Annotated in this window: 17 protein-coding genes; 9 read left to right on the plus strand and 8 right to left on the minus strand. The window is 66.3% G+C overall.

From position 1 onward, the window contains the following. The first annotated feature begins 282 nt into the window (after nucleotides 1-282). Nucleotides 283-741, plus strand: coding sequence for a hypothetical protein (locus tag ACJH6I_RS16080; protein WP_135357168.1), 459 nt, complete (start codon nucleotides 283-285; stop codon nucleotides 739-741). 51 nt (nucleotides 742-792) lie between these two features. Here ACJH6I_RS16080 and ACJH6I_RS16085 read toward each other — a convergent pair whose 3' ends face one another. Then, complete coding sequence (locus ACJH6I_RS16085; protein WP_061000379.1) at nucleotides 793-1,179, minus strand: DUF5997 family protein; 387 nt, start codon at nucleotides 1,177-1,179, stop codon at nucleotides 793-795. Nucleotides 1,180-1,230: 51 nt separating this feature from the next. On the opposite strand from ACJH6I_RS16085, the gene ACJH6I_RS16090 reads away from it, so the two are divergent. Continuing rightward, nucleotides 1,231-2,076 (plus strand): hypothetical protein, encoded by an 846-nt coding sequence (locus ACJH6I_RS16090; RefSeq protein ID WP_406784279.1) that lies wholly within the window; start codon nucleotides 1,231-1,233, stop codon nucleotides 2,074-2,076. Here the strand turns inward: ACJH6I_RS16090 and ACJH6I_RS16095 are convergent. Continuing rightward, nucleotides 2,049-2,771 carry a hypothetical protein gene (locus tag ACJH6I_RS16095; protein WP_406784280.1) on the minus strand — a complete coding sequence of 241 codons (723 nt, stop codon included), beginning with the start codon at nucleotides 2,769-2,771 and terminating at the stop codon, nucleotides 2,049-2,051. The two genes, ACJH6I_RS16090 and ACJH6I_RS16095, sit on opposite strands and share 28 nt — an antisense overlap. A 54-nt stretch (nucleotides 2,772-2,825) precedes the next feature. Here ACJH6I_RS16095 and ACJH6I_RS16100 point away from each other — a divergent pair, with 54 nt between their 5' ends. From ACJH6I_RS16100 to ACJH6I_RS16110, 3 genes are all read left to right on the plus strand, one after another. Beyond that, the gene (locus ACJH6I_RS16100) at nucleotides 2,826-3,572 is read left to right on the plus strand and encodes a LysR family substrate-binding domain-containing protein (protein WP_135357170.1); all 747 of its coding nucleotides are present in this window, start codon (nucleotides 2,826-2,828) and stop codon (nucleotides 3,570-3,572) included. Nucleotides 3,573-3,622: 50 nt separating this feature from the next. After that, nucleotides 3,623-4,333 (plus strand): TetR/AcrR family transcriptional regulator, encoded by a 711-nt coding sequence (locus ACJH6I_RS16105; protein WP_135357171.1) that lies wholly within the window; start codon nucleotides 3,623-3,625, stop codon nucleotides 4,331-4,333. A 114-nt stretch (nucleotides 4,334-4,447) separates the two neighbouring features. Continuing rightward, nucleotides 4,448-6,205 (plus strand): PE-PPE domain-containing protein, encoded by a 1,758-nt coding sequence (locus ACJH6I_RS16110; protein ID WP_406784281.1) that lies wholly within the window; start codon nucleotides 4,448-4,450, stop codon nucleotides 6,203-6,205. On the opposite strand, the gene ACJH6I_RS16115 is transcribed toward ACJH6I_RS16110, so the two are convergent. Next, nucleotides 6,206-7,384 carry an NAD(P)/FAD-dependent oxidoreductase gene (locus ACJH6I_RS16115; protein ID WP_135357173.1) on the minus strand — a complete coding sequence of 393 codons (1,179 nt, stop codon included), beginning with the start codon at nucleotides 7,382-7,384 and terminating at the stop codon, nucleotides 6,206-6,208. A gap of 253 nt (nucleotides 7,385-7,637) precedes the next feature. Between ACJH6I_RS16115 and ACJH6I_RS16120 the strand changes: the two genes are divergently transcribed. The 3 genes from ACJH6I_RS16120 to nrdF all read left to right on the plus strand — a co-directional run bounded on the left by ACJH6I_RS16120 (nucleotide 7,638) and on the right by nrdF (nucleotide 11,074). Continuing rightward, entirely contained in the window at nucleotides 7,638-8,372 is a 735-nt protein-coding gene (locus tag ACJH6I_RS16120; RefSeq protein ID WP_061000401.1) for a TetR/AcrR family transcriptional regulator, read from the plus strand. Between the two features lie 93 nt (nucleotides 8,373-8,465). Next, entirely contained in the window at nucleotides 8,466-9,977 is a 1,512-nt protein-coding gene (locus tag ACJH6I_RS16125; RefSeq protein ID WP_406784282.1) for a flavin-containing monooxygenase, read from the plus strand. Between the two features lie 134 nt (nucleotides 9,978-10,111). Next, nucleotides 10,112-11,074, plus strand: a complete 963-nt coding sequence (gene nrdF / locus ACJH6I_RS16130) for a class 1b ribonucleoside-diphosphate reductase subunit beta (RefSeq protein WP_061010686.1) — start codon at nucleotides 10,112-10,114, stop codon at nucleotides 11,072-11,074. A gap of 94 nt (nucleotides 11,075-11,168) precedes the next feature. Here the strand turns inward: nrdF and ACJH6I_RS16135 are convergent, their stop codons facing one another. Beyond that, nucleotides 11,169-11,645: a hypothetical protein gene (locus ACJH6I_RS16135; RefSeq protein WP_135356601.1), complete on the minus strand. Its 477-nt coding sequence runs from the start codon at nucleotides 11,643-11,645 to the stop codon at nucleotides 11,169-11,171. A gap of 46 nt (nucleotides 11,646-11,691) precedes the next feature. Beyond that, on the minus strand, nucleotides 11,692-11,886 hold the full coding sequence (locus ACJH6I_RS16140) for a hypothetical protein (RefSeq protein ID WP_135356600.1): 195 nt from the start codon (nucleotides 11,884-11,886) through the stop codon (nucleotides 11,692-11,694). A gap of 98 nt (nucleotides 11,887-11,984) precedes the next feature. On the opposite strand from ACJH6I_RS16140, the gene ACJH6I_RS16145 reads away from it, so the two are divergent. Then, nucleotides 11,985-12,335 (plus strand): DUF3349 domain-containing protein, encoded by a 351-nt coding sequence (locus ACJH6I_RS16145; RefSeq protein ID WP_064859061.1) that lies wholly within the window; start codon nucleotides 11,985-11,987, stop codon nucleotides 12,333-12,335. Between the two features lie 66 nt (nucleotides 12,336-12,401). Here ACJH6I_RS16145 and ACJH6I_RS16150 read toward each other — a convergent pair whose 3' ends face one another. The 3 genes from ACJH6I_RS16150 to ACJH6I_RS16160 all read right to left on the minus strand — a co-directional run bounded on the left by ACJH6I_RS16150 (nucleotide 12,402) and on the right by ACJH6I_RS16160 (nucleotide 14,571). Then, a complete protein-coding gene (locus ACJH6I_RS16150; RefSeq protein WP_064859062.1) occupies nucleotides 12,402-13,451 on the minus strand; it encodes an NAD(P)-dependent alcohol dehydrogenase in 1,050 nt (349 codons plus the stop codon). Between the two features lie 157 nt (nucleotides 13,452-13,608). Further along, entirely contained in the window at nucleotides 13,609-13,884 is a 276-nt protein-coding gene (locus ACJH6I_RS16155) for a YciI family protein (protein WP_064859063.1), read from the minus strand. Between the two features lie 9 nt (nucleotides 13,885-13,893). After that, entirely contained in the window at nucleotides 13,894-14,571 is a 678-nt protein-coding gene (locus ACJH6I_RS16160) for a TetR/AcrR family transcriptional regulator (RefSeq protein WP_406784283.1), read from the minus strand. Nucleotides 14,572-14,732: the final 161 nt, after the last annotated feature.

Raw genomic sequence — 14,732 nt, forward strand, 5'->3', positions numbered from 1 at the left:
ACTGGACCAAGACCGCCGACGAGATCTTCGAACGACTCGGTTCATATCTTCAACGAATTCCCGGCGCAGGACACTAGTTAAGGAATACAGATCACGAAAAACGCGTGCGATAAGTGGCCATCTGGCGCGTCTGCGTGTCCCCTGATCGGTGGAGAACGGTTCCACCGGCGAATCCGCTGTTCGGGGGAATCCGGAAAGCCGCCGTCCGCGGAATAGTTGTCGGTGTCAGAGGAACGGCCCAAACCCCCTCTCGATCAACAACATTCACGTACAGGAGGCCCCATGAACATTACGACGGCTCGTATCGCCGCTGCCGGAACGGGGATCGCCGCCGCGCTCTCCTTCGCCGCGGTCGCCCACGCGGGAACCATGCCGGTCACTCATCCCGGTGAGCCGACCATCGCGATGACGATCACCAACCACACCGACAAGGTTCAGTTCCTGCTCAACGACGGGACGAGCCCTAACGGCACATGGGTCGACGGCCCCCAGCGGATACTGGCCCCCGGCGCCACAGAAACGGTGACAGCCGTTGCACCACAAGGTGACTCACTCGACATGCACGTCGCCTACCGGGTGGGCGTCGGCGGCCCGACCGCCACCTACGAGGTCAGCAACTCGAAGACCAACACGAATGTCGCGGGCACCGGCGTCACCGGATTTCTCGCCAGGAATTACTGGATCAATCACAACTTCGGCAGCCACTACCCGAACACCAATGTCGGCTTCGACCTCTGGTGAGTGCTGGAGTTTTGACGGATCGGAAGTGACGGACCGGTGGCTACCGGTCCGTCACGCTTCGCGCGCCTGATCGGCGTGCAGCGCCTTGATGCGGCGCTGCTCGCGCAGCACCTGCTGGTAGCTCTCGCGTTCGATGATCAGCCAGTCGGGCTTCTCCTCGAGCAGCGCGTCGATCTCCTCGGTGGTCAGGGCCTTCTCGACGCCACCGCGCGCGAGGCCGGCGATCGAGATGCCGAGTTTGGCGGCCACCAGGTTCTTGGGGTGCGGCCCGTTCTTGCGGAGGTCCTTGAGCCACTGCGGCGGGTCGGCCTGCAACGCTGCCAGCTCGGCGCGGGTGATCGCGTTCTCCTGGAACTCGGCAGGCGTCGCGGGCAGGTAGACGTCCAGCTTCTTCGCCGCGGTGGCGGGTTTCATGGACTGCGCGTTGGGCCTGCTCATGGGCATCAGCCCATCGGTAGGTCGACGCGATGACCCCGTACGATCCGCGACGTGGAGTTTTCGACTCTGGATCTCGCGACCCGCAAGTTCTGGCGGGCCACCGGCAGAGCCGTCGACCTCGACGGCGGCGACGCCTGGCTGCGGGCGCCACTGGGGTCTCGGGGCGGCGGGAACAGCTGGCTGCGTGCCGAAGCGGCCCGGCGCGGTGGCGCACTGCGCGACGACGATCCCGACGCCGGTTTGCAGCCCGATCTCGAGGGATTGTCCGGTCCCGGATTCGATGCCGCGGCCGTCCACCCGATGATTCACGACTTCTACACCCAGACTGCGCGCTGGCGCATGGAGGTGTGGAGCAGCTGGTCACCGTTGTTCTGGGCGGGCGGCGAGCTGATATCGCGCATGTTCGGTAAGCGCGTGCAGCAACTGGCGTTACCGATGCGTCCTCTCGACGTTGCACGGGGCATCGATGGTCGGGTGTCGGTGATCACCGACGGCACCGGCGCACAGGTCGCGGCCGGCTGGATCCGGACCTTGCGCGGCAACGGCGACACCGTGTTCAGCGGATGTTATTCGCGCAGAACGCTTCCCGGCGCCGACCGGGCGAGCGTGCACGTGACGTTCCCGTTGGAAGAGGGCAACGTCCAGGTCTTCCTGCGGCCGCAAAACCTGCCGGGCGGCGGCCTGCGGTTGTCTTCGCCGACCGGCCGGTGGGGCGCTGACGGGGCGTACGTCCTGGTGCGTGACCGCGGGCGCTACTTCGCGCGGCGGGTGCCCGTGCACGAGACGTTCGACCTATACGTCGACGGCGAGCAGGTGCTCCGTACCGACCATGTGCTGCGGATGTGGAATATGCCGGCCGTCCGCCTGCACTACAAGCTCGAACGCCGCGGCACGTAACCGGTACGTCCGTCCCAGTGGCCGTGTTCGGACAGCGGCCGGAATCGGTACGTCGCGAACTCACGGTGGAAGTCCCGGCGGCGGCGTTCTGCCATCGCATCGGCATGGCGAGCCGGGTCGGCGAGCTCTGCCGCTCCACCCCGGCCGTGCACCATGTCGGTCATCGCCCGCACCGAGTTCCAGATCGAGAAAGTGGAGATCGAGCGGGGCGGACGCATCGCGGCCAGCGCCAGGGTGGCGTCCGGGTGGTCGCGGACCAACCGCTCGACGGGCTTGCCCCACGTCAGAAAGCGCGGCACTTCGGGCAATCGCATGCGGGCCAGGGTGACGGCCACGACGGGCTCGTCATCGTCGGAGGCCTCGGCCTCCTGCGGTAGATCGGGGAGCGCCACGAGCGTGGACCAGCGCCGCAGAAACGTCATCCGGACATGCCAGCCGGCGTCCAGGAGCGCGCCCGGCCCGGCCAGGAATGCGTCGATCGCGGCCTCGTCCTCCCATCGGGCGAACATCGCCAGCCGCCGCGCCTGCAGCCGGTCGGGGGAGATGGTCGGCGCGCCGAGCCGCATCAGCGACAGGCATTCGGCGTAGCGCAGCCCCGCCACCCGGTCGGGCCGGGGCGGTCGCCGCAGCAGCGGCACCGTCGCCGTGATCGGCAGCTCGACGAGATGGAACGTGAAGACGCCGAGCCCGGTCATGCCTCAATTGTCGGTGCTGACGATGACGCGCCCGACGCACGTTTGGGTAGCGTGATGGCCGTGGCACCGTCCTCCTCGCTGGCCTCATTGACCCTCGGGTACGTACCCGGTGGGACGCCCGCCAAGTGGGCGCGGATCTGGGCCGAGCGCCGTCCCGACGCTGCGCTGGTACTGCATCCGGTGACCGCGGCGGATGCGGCCGACGCGCTGCGGGCCGGCACCGTCGACGTGGCGTTGCTCCGGCTGCCGGCGGACACGACTGGGCTGGCCGTCATCTCGCTGTACGAGGAGACGACGGTGGCTGTGGTGCCGACCGATCATCTGCTCACCGCCGTCGACACGATCACCGCTGCCGACCTCGACGGCGAGCCGATCCTGGTACCGCGCGACCACGTGGTCGCGTGGGCGGACGCCCCGGGCACACCGGTTGACCATCGGCCCGAAACCACCGAGGACGCAATCGAACTCGTCGCCGCCGGGATGGGCGCGCTGATCGTCCCGCAGTCGCTCGCGCGGCTGCATCACCGCAAGGACCTCACGTACCGGCCGATCACCGACGCGCCCACCTGCCCGGTCGCGCTGGCGTTTCCGGAAGGTGAGCAGCCGGACCTGGTCGAGGAGTTCATCGGCATCGTGCGTGGCCGCAAGGCCAGTTCGTCGCGGGGGCAGGCCGAGCCGGCGCCGAAACGCAGCGCGCGGGAGAAGACCCTCGCCAAGCAGGCTGCGCGGGCCGCGGCGGGCAAGGGAGTCGTGGGCAAGTCGGCCCGAAAACCTGGCCAGGCCAAGCGTGGTCGGCGCTGAGGGCGTCGTAACCCCGTTGCGTTTGCTCGGCGCTACTACACTCCCAGGCCATGGGCAGACCGTCGGCGGGCACAGGCAAAACCGCCGCGTCACGATCCGCGACAGCACGAGGTCCACGCACCATCCGTGGTCTCGACGCCGAACAGCGTCGGGTTCACCGCCGGGAACAGCTGCTGGCATCCGCGTTCGAGTTGATCGCCCGGGACGGTTACGCGAACACTTCGATCGAGCAGATCTGCCAGAGCGCAATGGTGGGGAACAAGGCGTTCTACGAGACCTTCGAGAGCAAGGAAGACTGCTACATCGAGTTGCTCCGGCAGATCGCCGAGCGCATCGAACGTCAGGTTGTCGAGATCCTCGACAGCGCCCCCGATGACGACGACGAGACGGTCCGGCTGCTGCTGTCGGCGTTCGCCCACGCCCTGGTCGATGACCCCCGGATTGCGGTGGTGGCATTCGGCGAATGCGCGGGTATCTCGCCGCGCGTCGAGCGCCAGCGCCGGGAGAACCGGCGTTGGACCGCAACGTTTGTCGAAGAGCTGTGGCGGCGTCGCGAGTTCCCAGAGATCGCGGACCTCGCCACGATCGACTTTCATGCGCTGGCGGTCTTGACGGTCGGCGGTCTGTTCGAGGCGGTTGCCGACTGGCTGCACGATTACGAGCCCGACACCGAATCACGGCCGAGCATCGACACTCTCATCGGGAATCTGACGAGCTTCATGGCGGTGGTCCGGGCGGGTATCGCCGCCTCGGTGCGCTGATCGCCGGCCGCGCCATACTCCGGCGCACCCGATCGCGCACCGGTTTGACAAGAGTTCTTGTTTTTGACAAGAGTTCTTGTTCTGAATGAGTGGTTGCTATAACGTCCTGCGGCTATGGGGGTCAATTCAACACAATTGCAATCACCGCGACGGACGACCACGGTCCTGGCGAGGGGTGTCGCGGTCGGTATCGCCGCAGCGGCTGTAGTCGGCGTATCGACGCCGGCCGCGCCGATCGTGTCGCAGGCCGCCGTACGGCTCGTCGACACCACGATCGGCATCGGGGGATCGTTCGACCCCCTCGGGCTGAGCATCCCGATGTTCTTCTACGGAACGGCTGTCCCCCAAGGAGATTCATTCCACGTTGTGCCATACCCGGGGCAGATCAACGTCGAATGGCCGATCATCTCCGCGCTGCCGGGCTTGTCCGGCGTCCCCTACTGGCCGCACTCGCTGAAACAGTCCGAACGCATCGGAGCCGGCTATCTCGAGCAGGACATCGCCAAACAGGCATCTGGCGAGAAGATCACCATCCTCGGCATGTCACAAGGCGCGCAGGTCGCCGAGATCGCGCGCGCCGACATGGCCAAGGACCCGACCTATGTTGCCCACGCCGGCGACTACAGCTTCACCCTCATCGGCGATCCGTACCAACCGAACGGCGGCATCCTGTCACGCTTCACCTCGTGGAGTCGTGTGCCGATCCTCGGTGATCTGTTTCCGCTCGGACGACCGGGGCCGTCCGACAGCCCATTCCAAACCACCGTCTACCAGAACCAGTACGACGGATTCGCTGATTTCCCGGCGTATTTCAACCCGCTGGCCGTCGTCAACGCCTTGCTGGGCATCATGTTCGAACATGTCCTTCCCGGCTATGCGCTGGAGCCCAAGACCAGTTCCAACACCGTCAGCACCACCGTGGGCAACACCACGTACGTGACTTTCCCGCAGCGCCTGCCGCTGCTGGCGCCGCTGCGCCTTGCCGCGTCCCTGATCGGGGCGCAGCGCCTCGTCGACGCCATGGACCCGGTCCTGCGCGTCATCATCGAAAGCGCTTATGACCGCACGGCGGATCCCAGTCAGGTCAAGCAATTCAGCTGGATAACGCCACAGGCCAAGATCTCTGCCGCCCTCAAAGAATTGCCCGGGGCGCTCGCGCAGTCGATGCAGATTCTCCGCACCGGTAAGTACACGCCCACCTTGCCGCAACCCACGGTGGATGCCACCGAACCGGTGACGCCCACGACCGATCACCCGGCGAAGCAGGTGGACAACTCACCGCTGGCCAAGGCGATCCGGCAATCGGTGGTGAATCTGACTGCGGCGCTGACGAATATCACCCGTCCGGTGGCCAAGCTGTTGCAGGTGGTCGGCGGCCAGAAGCCGACGTCGGCGCAAGCGCCGAGCGCCGCCGCAGCCGTCGCCGCCTCGTCGACCACGACCCCGCAGGCGCTACCCAGCGGCGGAACCCGGCTTCCGGTAACGGTAACCACGGCGCCGCAGACGAAAGCGACCACGCTGCAGACGAAGCCGACGGCCGCTGTATCGGAGCGGGCGACGACGCCGGCTGCGCCACCTTCGTCATCTGCCGGGCAAGCGAAACCGGCAAAGTCCGGAAAGCTGCGCCGATCAAGGGCAGATTCCGTCGAGTCCGACCGGGCGCCCCGCGACCAGCGGGAGCAATCCGCCGGCCCCGGCCGTGCGGTATCTGACGCCGACACGTCAGCGCCAAGCATCAAAGCCCCGGCGCCGACCGCCAAAGCCGGCGACCGGAAAAGCGAATCCACCAGGAGCACAACCAAATACGACGCGCCCGCCGGCGCGAAGGCCGATCACGCGCAGTCGGCAAAGAGCGCCCGGCCGGCGGCGTAGTCAGGTGTGTGCCGGCCCCTCGGCTTTCTTGTACAGCGACTTCAGCAGCACATCACGAAAGACGCGGCTGTCGACTGCGCGGCGGCCGGCGTCGGCCACCCACGGGACACCGGCCAGCCGGTGGAAGAACCGTCCACGCCGGTACTCGCGGCCCCATGCGGCCTCGATCCGCTGCTCGTAATTGGTGAAGTCGCCGGGACCGCCATTCGCCAGGGCGGCGACGGCGCATTCGCCTGCGGCCAAACCGGATTCGAGTGCCTTGGAGATGCCGGCGCCGGAAGCGGGCTTGCCGGCGCCCAGCGCGTCGCCGGCGAACAAGATGCCGGGCCGCCACGGCGGCCATGCGGTGAACCCCATGGGCAGCCGCCAGGCCCGGACGCTCTTGTTTCGTTTCAGCTCGTCGATCGACGGGAGCGCCCAGTCGCGCGGCAGCGTGTTCAGGAAGTCGCCGAGAAACTGGGTTGCGTTGATGGCCTGCCAGTTTCGGTAGCTGTTGACGTAACCCAGCCCGATGTTGAAGTTGCCGTTGCCCATGGGGAACACCCAGCCGTAGCCGGGCAACTGGTGACCGTCGAACAGCAGCTTGAGATAGATCTCCAGGGCATCGGAGTCGGCGCGGTCGGCCGGCATCTCGGCGCGAATGGCGATGGCCGAATAGCCGTGCAAGTCCGAGTCGAGGTGCAGCGCGCGCCTGAGCGGGGAGTAGGCGCCGTCGGCGGCGATCACGGCGTCGGCGTGCACCGCCTCGCCGTCCCTGAGGACCACGCCGGTGATCCTGCCGTCGTCGCTGCGCTCGACGCCCGTCACCTCGCAACCCTGCCGCACTTCGGCGCCCGCGGCCTCGGCATGGCCGAGCAACAGCGCATCCAGGTGGGTGCGGCTGACGGTGCAGCCGTGGTCGGGCATGCCGGGTCGGCGCGGGAACGCCAGCTCCCATTGGTGCGGGCTGAACACCGTGACCCGATTGATCCGGTGGAACTCGGCGACCTGTTGTGCGAGGCCCATCTTCTGCAGGTAGCTGACCCCGCGGGCCGTCAGCCCGTCGCCGCACGGCTTGTCGCGGGGGAAGGTGGCCTTGTCGAGGACGAGCACGCCGGCGCCGGCCTGTGCGGCCTGCCACGCAGCAGCCGATCCGGCCGGACCTCCGCCGGCGACGATGATGTCGTACCGCTGCGGCATGTGATCAAGTCCCCTGTGAGGCCGGTACTTTCAGGCGGTGCCTGAGGGCGATGGTACGCGCGAAGCCTGCCGGCCGGCTGGCGTGACCACGCGCCCGCAGATGTGACATGCGCCGCGCCGGGCGGTCTGAGCAGGTCAGATTTGGCCCGCCCGGTACAGTGGCGGGGTGCGCAGGCCATCTCTTCCACGCACCGGCATCCAGGCCGGGGTGAAAGTTCCTGGTGTGCCGGGCGTGAATGTTCCTTCCGTCAGCGTGCAGGTGAAGGTCACTCCGCCCAAAGGCGCCCCCGAGAAGGTGGACGCCCGCAGCGAGCGCTGGCGCGAACATCGGCTCAAGGTCCGCGAGGAGATCGTCGACGCGGCGTTCCGCGCGATCGACAGGCTGGGCCCGAACGTCAGCGTGCGGGAGATCGCCGAAGAGGCCGGCACCGCCAAGCCCAAGATTTACCGGCACTTCGCCGACAAATCCGACATGTTCTCGCAGATCGGCGAGCGCATGCGCGACATGTTGTGGGCGGCCATCATTCCGTCCATCGACATCGAGAATGATTCGACCGGCGACCTCATCGGCGCTGCTGTCGGCCACTATGTGGACCTGGTGGACCAGCACCCCAACGTGGTGCGCTTCCTGCTGCAGGGCCGGTTCGCCGACCAGTCCGCCGCCGCGATGACGACCGTCAACCGCGGCCGGGACATCACCCTGGCCATCGCCGCCATGATCAGCGGCGAGCTCAAGGACATGGACCTGGATTCCGCCGTCTTCGAGCTGGCGGCGTTCACCTTGTTCGGTGCCGCCGCGTCGGCGACCGACTGGTGGCTCGGGGGGAGCGATGACACACCGCGCCGGCTGCCCCGCGACCAGTTCGTCGCGCACATGACAACCATCATGATCGGCGCCATCAACGGCACCGCCAGGCTGCTGGGGGTCCGGTTCGACCTGGATCTGCCGGTGCATGACGCGGTCCGCCGCGAAGAAAACGTGGGCTGACCACCTCGCTCTAACTGGTGCGTTGACACCTCGATGGTCTGACCGGACACTGTGAAGTATCCGGTACCGCCGTTCCCAGGAAAGAGCAGGTTCATGACGGTTTCCGAACAGTCCGCCGACGTCGAGGTCGCCGCCGAGCCGATCGTGACGCGGGCGGTGATCATCGGGTCCGGTTTCTCCGGGCTGGGCATGGGCATCGCGCTGCGCAAACAGGGCTTCGGTGCGCGCGACTTCCTGATCCTGGAGAAGGCCGACGAGGTCGGCGGCACCTGGCGCGACAACACCTATCCCGGCTGCGCGTGTGACATCCCGTCACACATGTATTCGTTCTCCTTCGAGCCGAAGGCCGACTGGACGCACATGTGGTCGTTCCAGCCCGAGATCCTCGACTACCTCAAGGGCGTCACCGACAAGCACAACCTCCGCCGCAACATCCGGTTCAACACCCACGTCGACCGCGCGCACTGGGACGAAGACGAGCGGCGCTGGCACATCTACGACACCGACGGCCAGGAGTACATCGCGCAGTTCCTCATCTCCGGTGCGGGCGGCCTGCACATCCCGGCGGTTCCCGAAATCGAAGGCAGCGACGAATTTGCCGGTGCCGCTTTCCATTCCGCACAGTGGGACCACAGCGTCGACATCACCGGCAAGCGCGTCGCGGTGATCGGGACCGGCGCCAGCGCCATCCAGATCGTGCCCGCGATCGTCGACCAGGTGTCCGAGTTGCACCTGTACCAGCGCACCCCGGCGTGGGTCATGCCGCGGCCCAACAACGCCTTTCCGGAATGGATGAAGAACACCTTCCGCCGGGTACCGGGTACTCGGGCCCTCATGCGGGACGCCATCTACTGGATTCACGAAGGTGTCGGCTTCGCGATGACCAAGCAGCCGCGACTGCTCAAAATCGGTGAGCTGCTGGGCAAGTGGAACATCAACCGCAGCATCAAGGACCCCGAGCTGCGCCGCAAGCTGACCCCGAACTACGTCGCGGGCTGCAAGCGAATCCTGAACTCCGACACCTACTATCGCGGCATCGCCAACCCGAAGACGCAGGTCTTCACCGAGGGTATCGAGCGGATGACGGCCAATGGCATCGTCACCCGCGACGGCGTCGAGCACCCCGTCGACGTGGTGGTGTGGTGCACCGGTTTCCACGTCACCGACTCCTACACCTACGTCGACATCAAGGGTCTCGGGGGAGAGGACCTGGTCGACCGGTGGAATCGCGAGGGGATGGCAGCCCACCGCGGCATCACGGTGGCGAACATGCCGAACCTGTTCTTCCTGCTGGGCCCGAACACCGCACTGGGCCACAACTCGGTGGTGTTCATGATCGAGTCGCAGATCCGCTACGCCGCGCAGGCCATTGCCGCCGCCGACAAGGCGGGCGCCGCCGCGCTGATGCCGAGCCGCCGCGCCCAGGACGAGTACAACGCCGAGTTGCAGCAGAATCTGGCCGGCACGGTGTGGAGCACCGGTGGTTGCCACAGCTGGTACATGGACGAGCACGGCGTGAACCGCACCCTGTGGAGCGGCATGACCTGGCAATACTGGCTCGAGACCCGGAAATTCCAGTCGACGGAGTACGAGTTCATCCGCTGAAGCGGCCTCCGCGGCGCGACACGCCAACACAACTTTTAGCGGTGTTCGGCGACGGCAGACACCAGGGGTAGTGTCTGTGGTGCCGATCCGGCAAACACAGTTCCAGGCGAAATGGGGTCACGGTGTCTGAAGGTATGAAGCTGATCGACCGGGCCTCCGCGATCAACTGGAACCGCGTGCAGGACGACAAGGACGCGGAGGTCTGGGACCGTCTCACGGGCAACTTCTGGTTGCCGGAGAAGGTGCCGGTGTCCAACGACATCCCGTCCTGGGGCACCCTGACCGACAGCGAAAAGCAGCTCACCATGCGGGTTTTCACGGGCCTGACGCTGCTGGACACCATCCAGGGCACCGTCGGCGCCGTCAGCCTGATTCCCGATGCGCTGACCCCGCACGAGCAGGCCGTCTACACCAACATCGCCTTCATGGAGTCGGTGCACGCCAAGAGCTACAGCAACATCTTCTCGACGCTGTGCTCCACCGTCGAGATCGACGAGGCGTTCCGCTGGTCGGAGGAGAACCCGAACCTGCAGCGCAAGGCCGAGATCGTCATGAAGTACTACAAGGGTGACGAGCCGCTCAAGCGCAAGGTGGCCTCGACGCTGCTCGAGAGCTTCCTGTTCTACTCCGGCTTCTACCTGCCGATGTACTGGTCCTCGCGCGCCAAGCTCACCAACACCGCCGACATGATCCGGCTGATCATCCGTGACGAAGCGGTGCACGGCTACTACATCGGCTACAAGTACCAGCGCGGCCTGGCCATGGTCGACGAGGCCAAGCGGACCGAGCTCAAGGACTACACGTACGAGCTGCTCTTCGAGCTGTACGACAATGAGGTCGAGTACACCCAGGACCTGTACGACGGCGTCGGCCTCACCGAGGACGTCAAGAAGTTCCTGCGCTACAACGCCAACAAGGCGCTGATGAACCTCGGCTACGAAGCGCTGTTCCCGCGCGATGAGACCGACGTGAACCCCGCGATCCTGTCGGCGCTGTCGCCCAACGCCGACGAGAACCACGACTTCTTCTCGGGTTCGGGTAGCTCGTACGTGATCGGCAAGGCCGTCAACACCGAAGACGCGGACTGGGACTTCTAAAGCGCAGTTCAGTGCTGTGATTGCGGGGCGTATCGGGTAACCGATGCGCCCCGCATCTCATTGGATCGGGATTCTGGGTTCTGTGGGGCGCCCGTCAGGCCAGCGGTGGTACCGGGTTGATGGTGAACCCGAACTTTGTCAGCGGCTCAAGGGATTTGCGCGCCTCGGGGCTGGCCACCGCGAAGGTGATGATCGCGGTCTGATCGCTGACGGCCGATGCGAACAGCGCCATGAAATTGCGCTGCAGCGCCGAGGTCATGTCGCTGTTGGCGGTCCATTGCGTGATCCACAGGCCGTTGGTCAGGCCCGGGTTGACCGCGCTCGCGCAGGTGCCCGCCCGGACCGCGCCGGGCCAGTCGCGGGCGGCGATGGCGGGATCGTCCTGGTTGAAACTGCCTGGCGCACAGACGGATTTCTGCCAGTCGTTGAGCACGCCGGTGACGCCGGGCGACACGGGGGCCGGAGCCGGCGGCTCCGGATCGGCATGCGCGACGCTCATCGGCAGCAAGGTGATGGCCACGCCGGCGAGGGCCAGCTGGGACAGCGGAGCGCGGCGGCGAGCGGACGTCATGATCCAAGTATTAATGCGTGACAGTAAATTCCGTCAACCGGACGAGTCAGTCGGCGTTGGACTGCCGGTCGCCGACGAAGGCCAGCAGTGCGGCGTCGCCGGAGCGGATCACGTCGACGCGCTCACCGCCGTCGCACTGGAACAGCCCGATGGTCAGTTCGTGCGCACGGCGGCCGATGATCCGCCAGACACCGCCTGCCAGCTCCCAGCGCTGCAGGATGTCTACCGGATCGTCGGGCACAAGGGAGATTGTGGCCGGAACCCCGAGAGCAGACGTGAAAACCCCCGATGTCGGCGCGTCCAGTGGTGGGTTGACCGGGGAGCGGCGAGACTTACCGGGTGTCGACGAAGTCGCTGCTGCTTTCGGTGCTGAACTGGCTGCGTGCCGGTTACCCGGAGGGGGTCCCAGGCCCCGACCGGGTGCCTCTGCTGGCATTGTTGCGGGCCACGCCGCTGACCGAGGAGCAGGTGGCCGAAGTGGTGCGCAATATCGCCGAGGCCTCAGCGCCCGCCGACGTCGACAATCCCATCGAGCGCGACGACATCGCCGAGTTCATCGCCGACGTCACCCACCATGACGCCGGCCCGGAGAACGTCGCGCGGGTGGCTGCCAAACTGGCCGCGGCCGGCTGGCCGTTGGCGGGTATGGACCTGTTGCCTGACGCCGGCCCCGGCACAGACGGCCGATAACGCGTTACGCCGAGGATTGCAGTCACTATTTGACTGCAATCCTCGGCGTTGACGAGAAACCCGCGGCTAGATGGTCGCGGTGTCGATCACGAAGCGGTACCGCACGTCACTGGCGATGACGCGCTCGTAGGCCTCGTTGACGTACGACGCCTCGATGACCTCGATCTCCGGGGTGACGTCGTGCTCGGCGCAGAAGTCCAGCATCTCCTGGGTCTCCGGGATGCCGCCGATCAACGAACCGGCGAGCGTGCGGCGCATGCCGATCAGCGGGAACACCGGCACCTCGAGCGGCTTCTCCGGGGCGCCGAGCTCGACGAGCGTGCCGTCGGACTTCAGCAGGTTCAGGTACAGGCCCATGTTGAGGTTGGCCGACACCGTGTTGATGATCAGGTCGAAGCTGCCGGCCAGCTTCTTGAAGGTGTCCGGGTCATTGGTGGCGTAGTAGTGGTGCGCGCCCAGACGAAGGCCGTCTTCCATCTTCTTGAGCGACTGGCTCAGCACGGTGACCTCGGCGCCCATCGCGACGGCGAGCTTCACGCCGACGTGACCGAGACCGCCGAGACCGACGATGGCGACCTTCTTGCCCGGTCCGGCGTTCCAGTGCCGCAGCGGCGAGTACAGGGTGATGCCGGCGCACAGCAGCGGAGCGGCCTTGTCCAGCGGGATGCTGTCCGGGATGCGCAGCACGTAGTTCTCGTCGACGACGATGGCGGTGCTGTAGCCGCCGTAGGTGGGGGTGCCGTCGCGGCCGGTGGCGTTGTAGGTGCCGATGTTGCCGCCCTTGCCGGTGCAGTACTGCTGCAGGCCGGCCAGGCAATTCTCGCACTCGCGGCACGAGTCGACGAAGCAGCCGACGCCGACGTGGTCGCCGACCTTGTACTTGGTCACCTCGGAGCCGACGGCGGTAACGACACCGGCGATCTCATGGCCGGGTACGACGGGGTAGTTGGCGGGGCCCCATTCGGACTTGACGGTGTGGATGTCCGAGTGACAGATGCCCGCGAACTTGATGTCGAATGCCACGTCGTGCGGGCCGATGTCACGGCGCTCGATGGTGGTCTTGGTCAGCGGGCTGGTCGCTGAGGTCGCGGCGTAGGCGGAAACGGTCGTGGTCATGCGTATCAGTCCTCTTCATTCTCGGCTTGCCTAGCGGCGGTTACCTACTACAAAAGATTAGCGAAGGTAACGAAATGTGGGGCAGTGCGTCAGGCCCTCACCACACTCAACGGCGCCCGGCGCCGAACTAATCCCGGATCCGGCTGTGAATTTCCGGTCAGAGCCCGGCGGCGCGGAAACCGGCGTTGAAGCTCACGCGCTCGTAGGTGGCGACCCCGGCGTGCACGTACGGGTCGCTGGCGGTGAGGGCGTCGGCTTCCTCGGCCGTCATGTCCGAGGCGATGAGTACGGCGCCGCCCTGCGACTCGAGCCGGCCGGCAAGAAGGATGCGGCGCTCCTCGACCAGCTTGCCGAGCCACTCCAGATGCGCGGGTCGCGCCTGGTCGACGACGTCCAAGGGCTGCGTGTAGGTGATGTTCAGTACGTGAAACACGCTAAGAGGTTATCCGGGGCCGGTGTGTTGTTCGATGACCTGCCTGGTGCGCTCGCGTAGGGCGGGTGTTTCGGCGTCGAGGACGCCCAGCACGCGCACGCCGGCATCGGCGACCTGCATGGGCAGATCGCATCGTTCGGGGCCGTGCGGCACCGACCACATGTTGACGAGCGATTCGACGAGTCGGAACGGCAGGTCGGCGGCTGCCTGATGGACGCCGGTACGTTCCAGCACTTCCCGGCTCAGGGTCAGATAGTGCTGTCGCAGGCGTTCGCGGTCGGACCAGAACGGCTCCAGGCGATCGGCGCGCAGTTCGGGAAGCAGGTAGAGCGCGCCCAGGTTCCATGTGCCACCGAGTAATTGATCTCCGTCGAACGTCGCCAGGGCGTGGAGATGCTCGGTTGCGGACAAGGCCGGCGTGGCGCTCAGCAGGCTCGGGATGAAGGCCAGTGTCGGGGCGACGGTCTGGCTCAGCACGGCACACAGGATGTCGTCCTTGGTCTTGAAGTAGTGGTACAGCGACGCCTGCCTGATGCCCACCGAATCGGCGATGGTTCGCGTCGACGTACCTGCGTAGCCCAGGGTGGTGAACAATTCGCTTGCGGCATCGAGGATTTCGTCTCGTCCCGTGACGCCCGGGCGTCGCTGGGGCCGCAGTCGAGGCCTTCCTGTGTGGGTGGTCGACATTCATTCATCGTGGTCCAAGCCAGCAGCCATCGATACCGGCGGTCGGTATCTGTCACGCGACAGAAACCTGCGATATCGGCCGGTTACCTACGGGCCCTGGTTGCTTACATCGTGCTTACTTCGGCGACACCATGCGAGATGGTCGGGGGAGAAAACTGTCA

It is taken from the genome of Mycobacterium sp. SMC-13, assembly GCF_045311035.1.
GTDB lineage: Bacteria > Actinomycetota > Actinomycetes > Mycobacteriales > Mycobacteriaceae > Mycobacterium.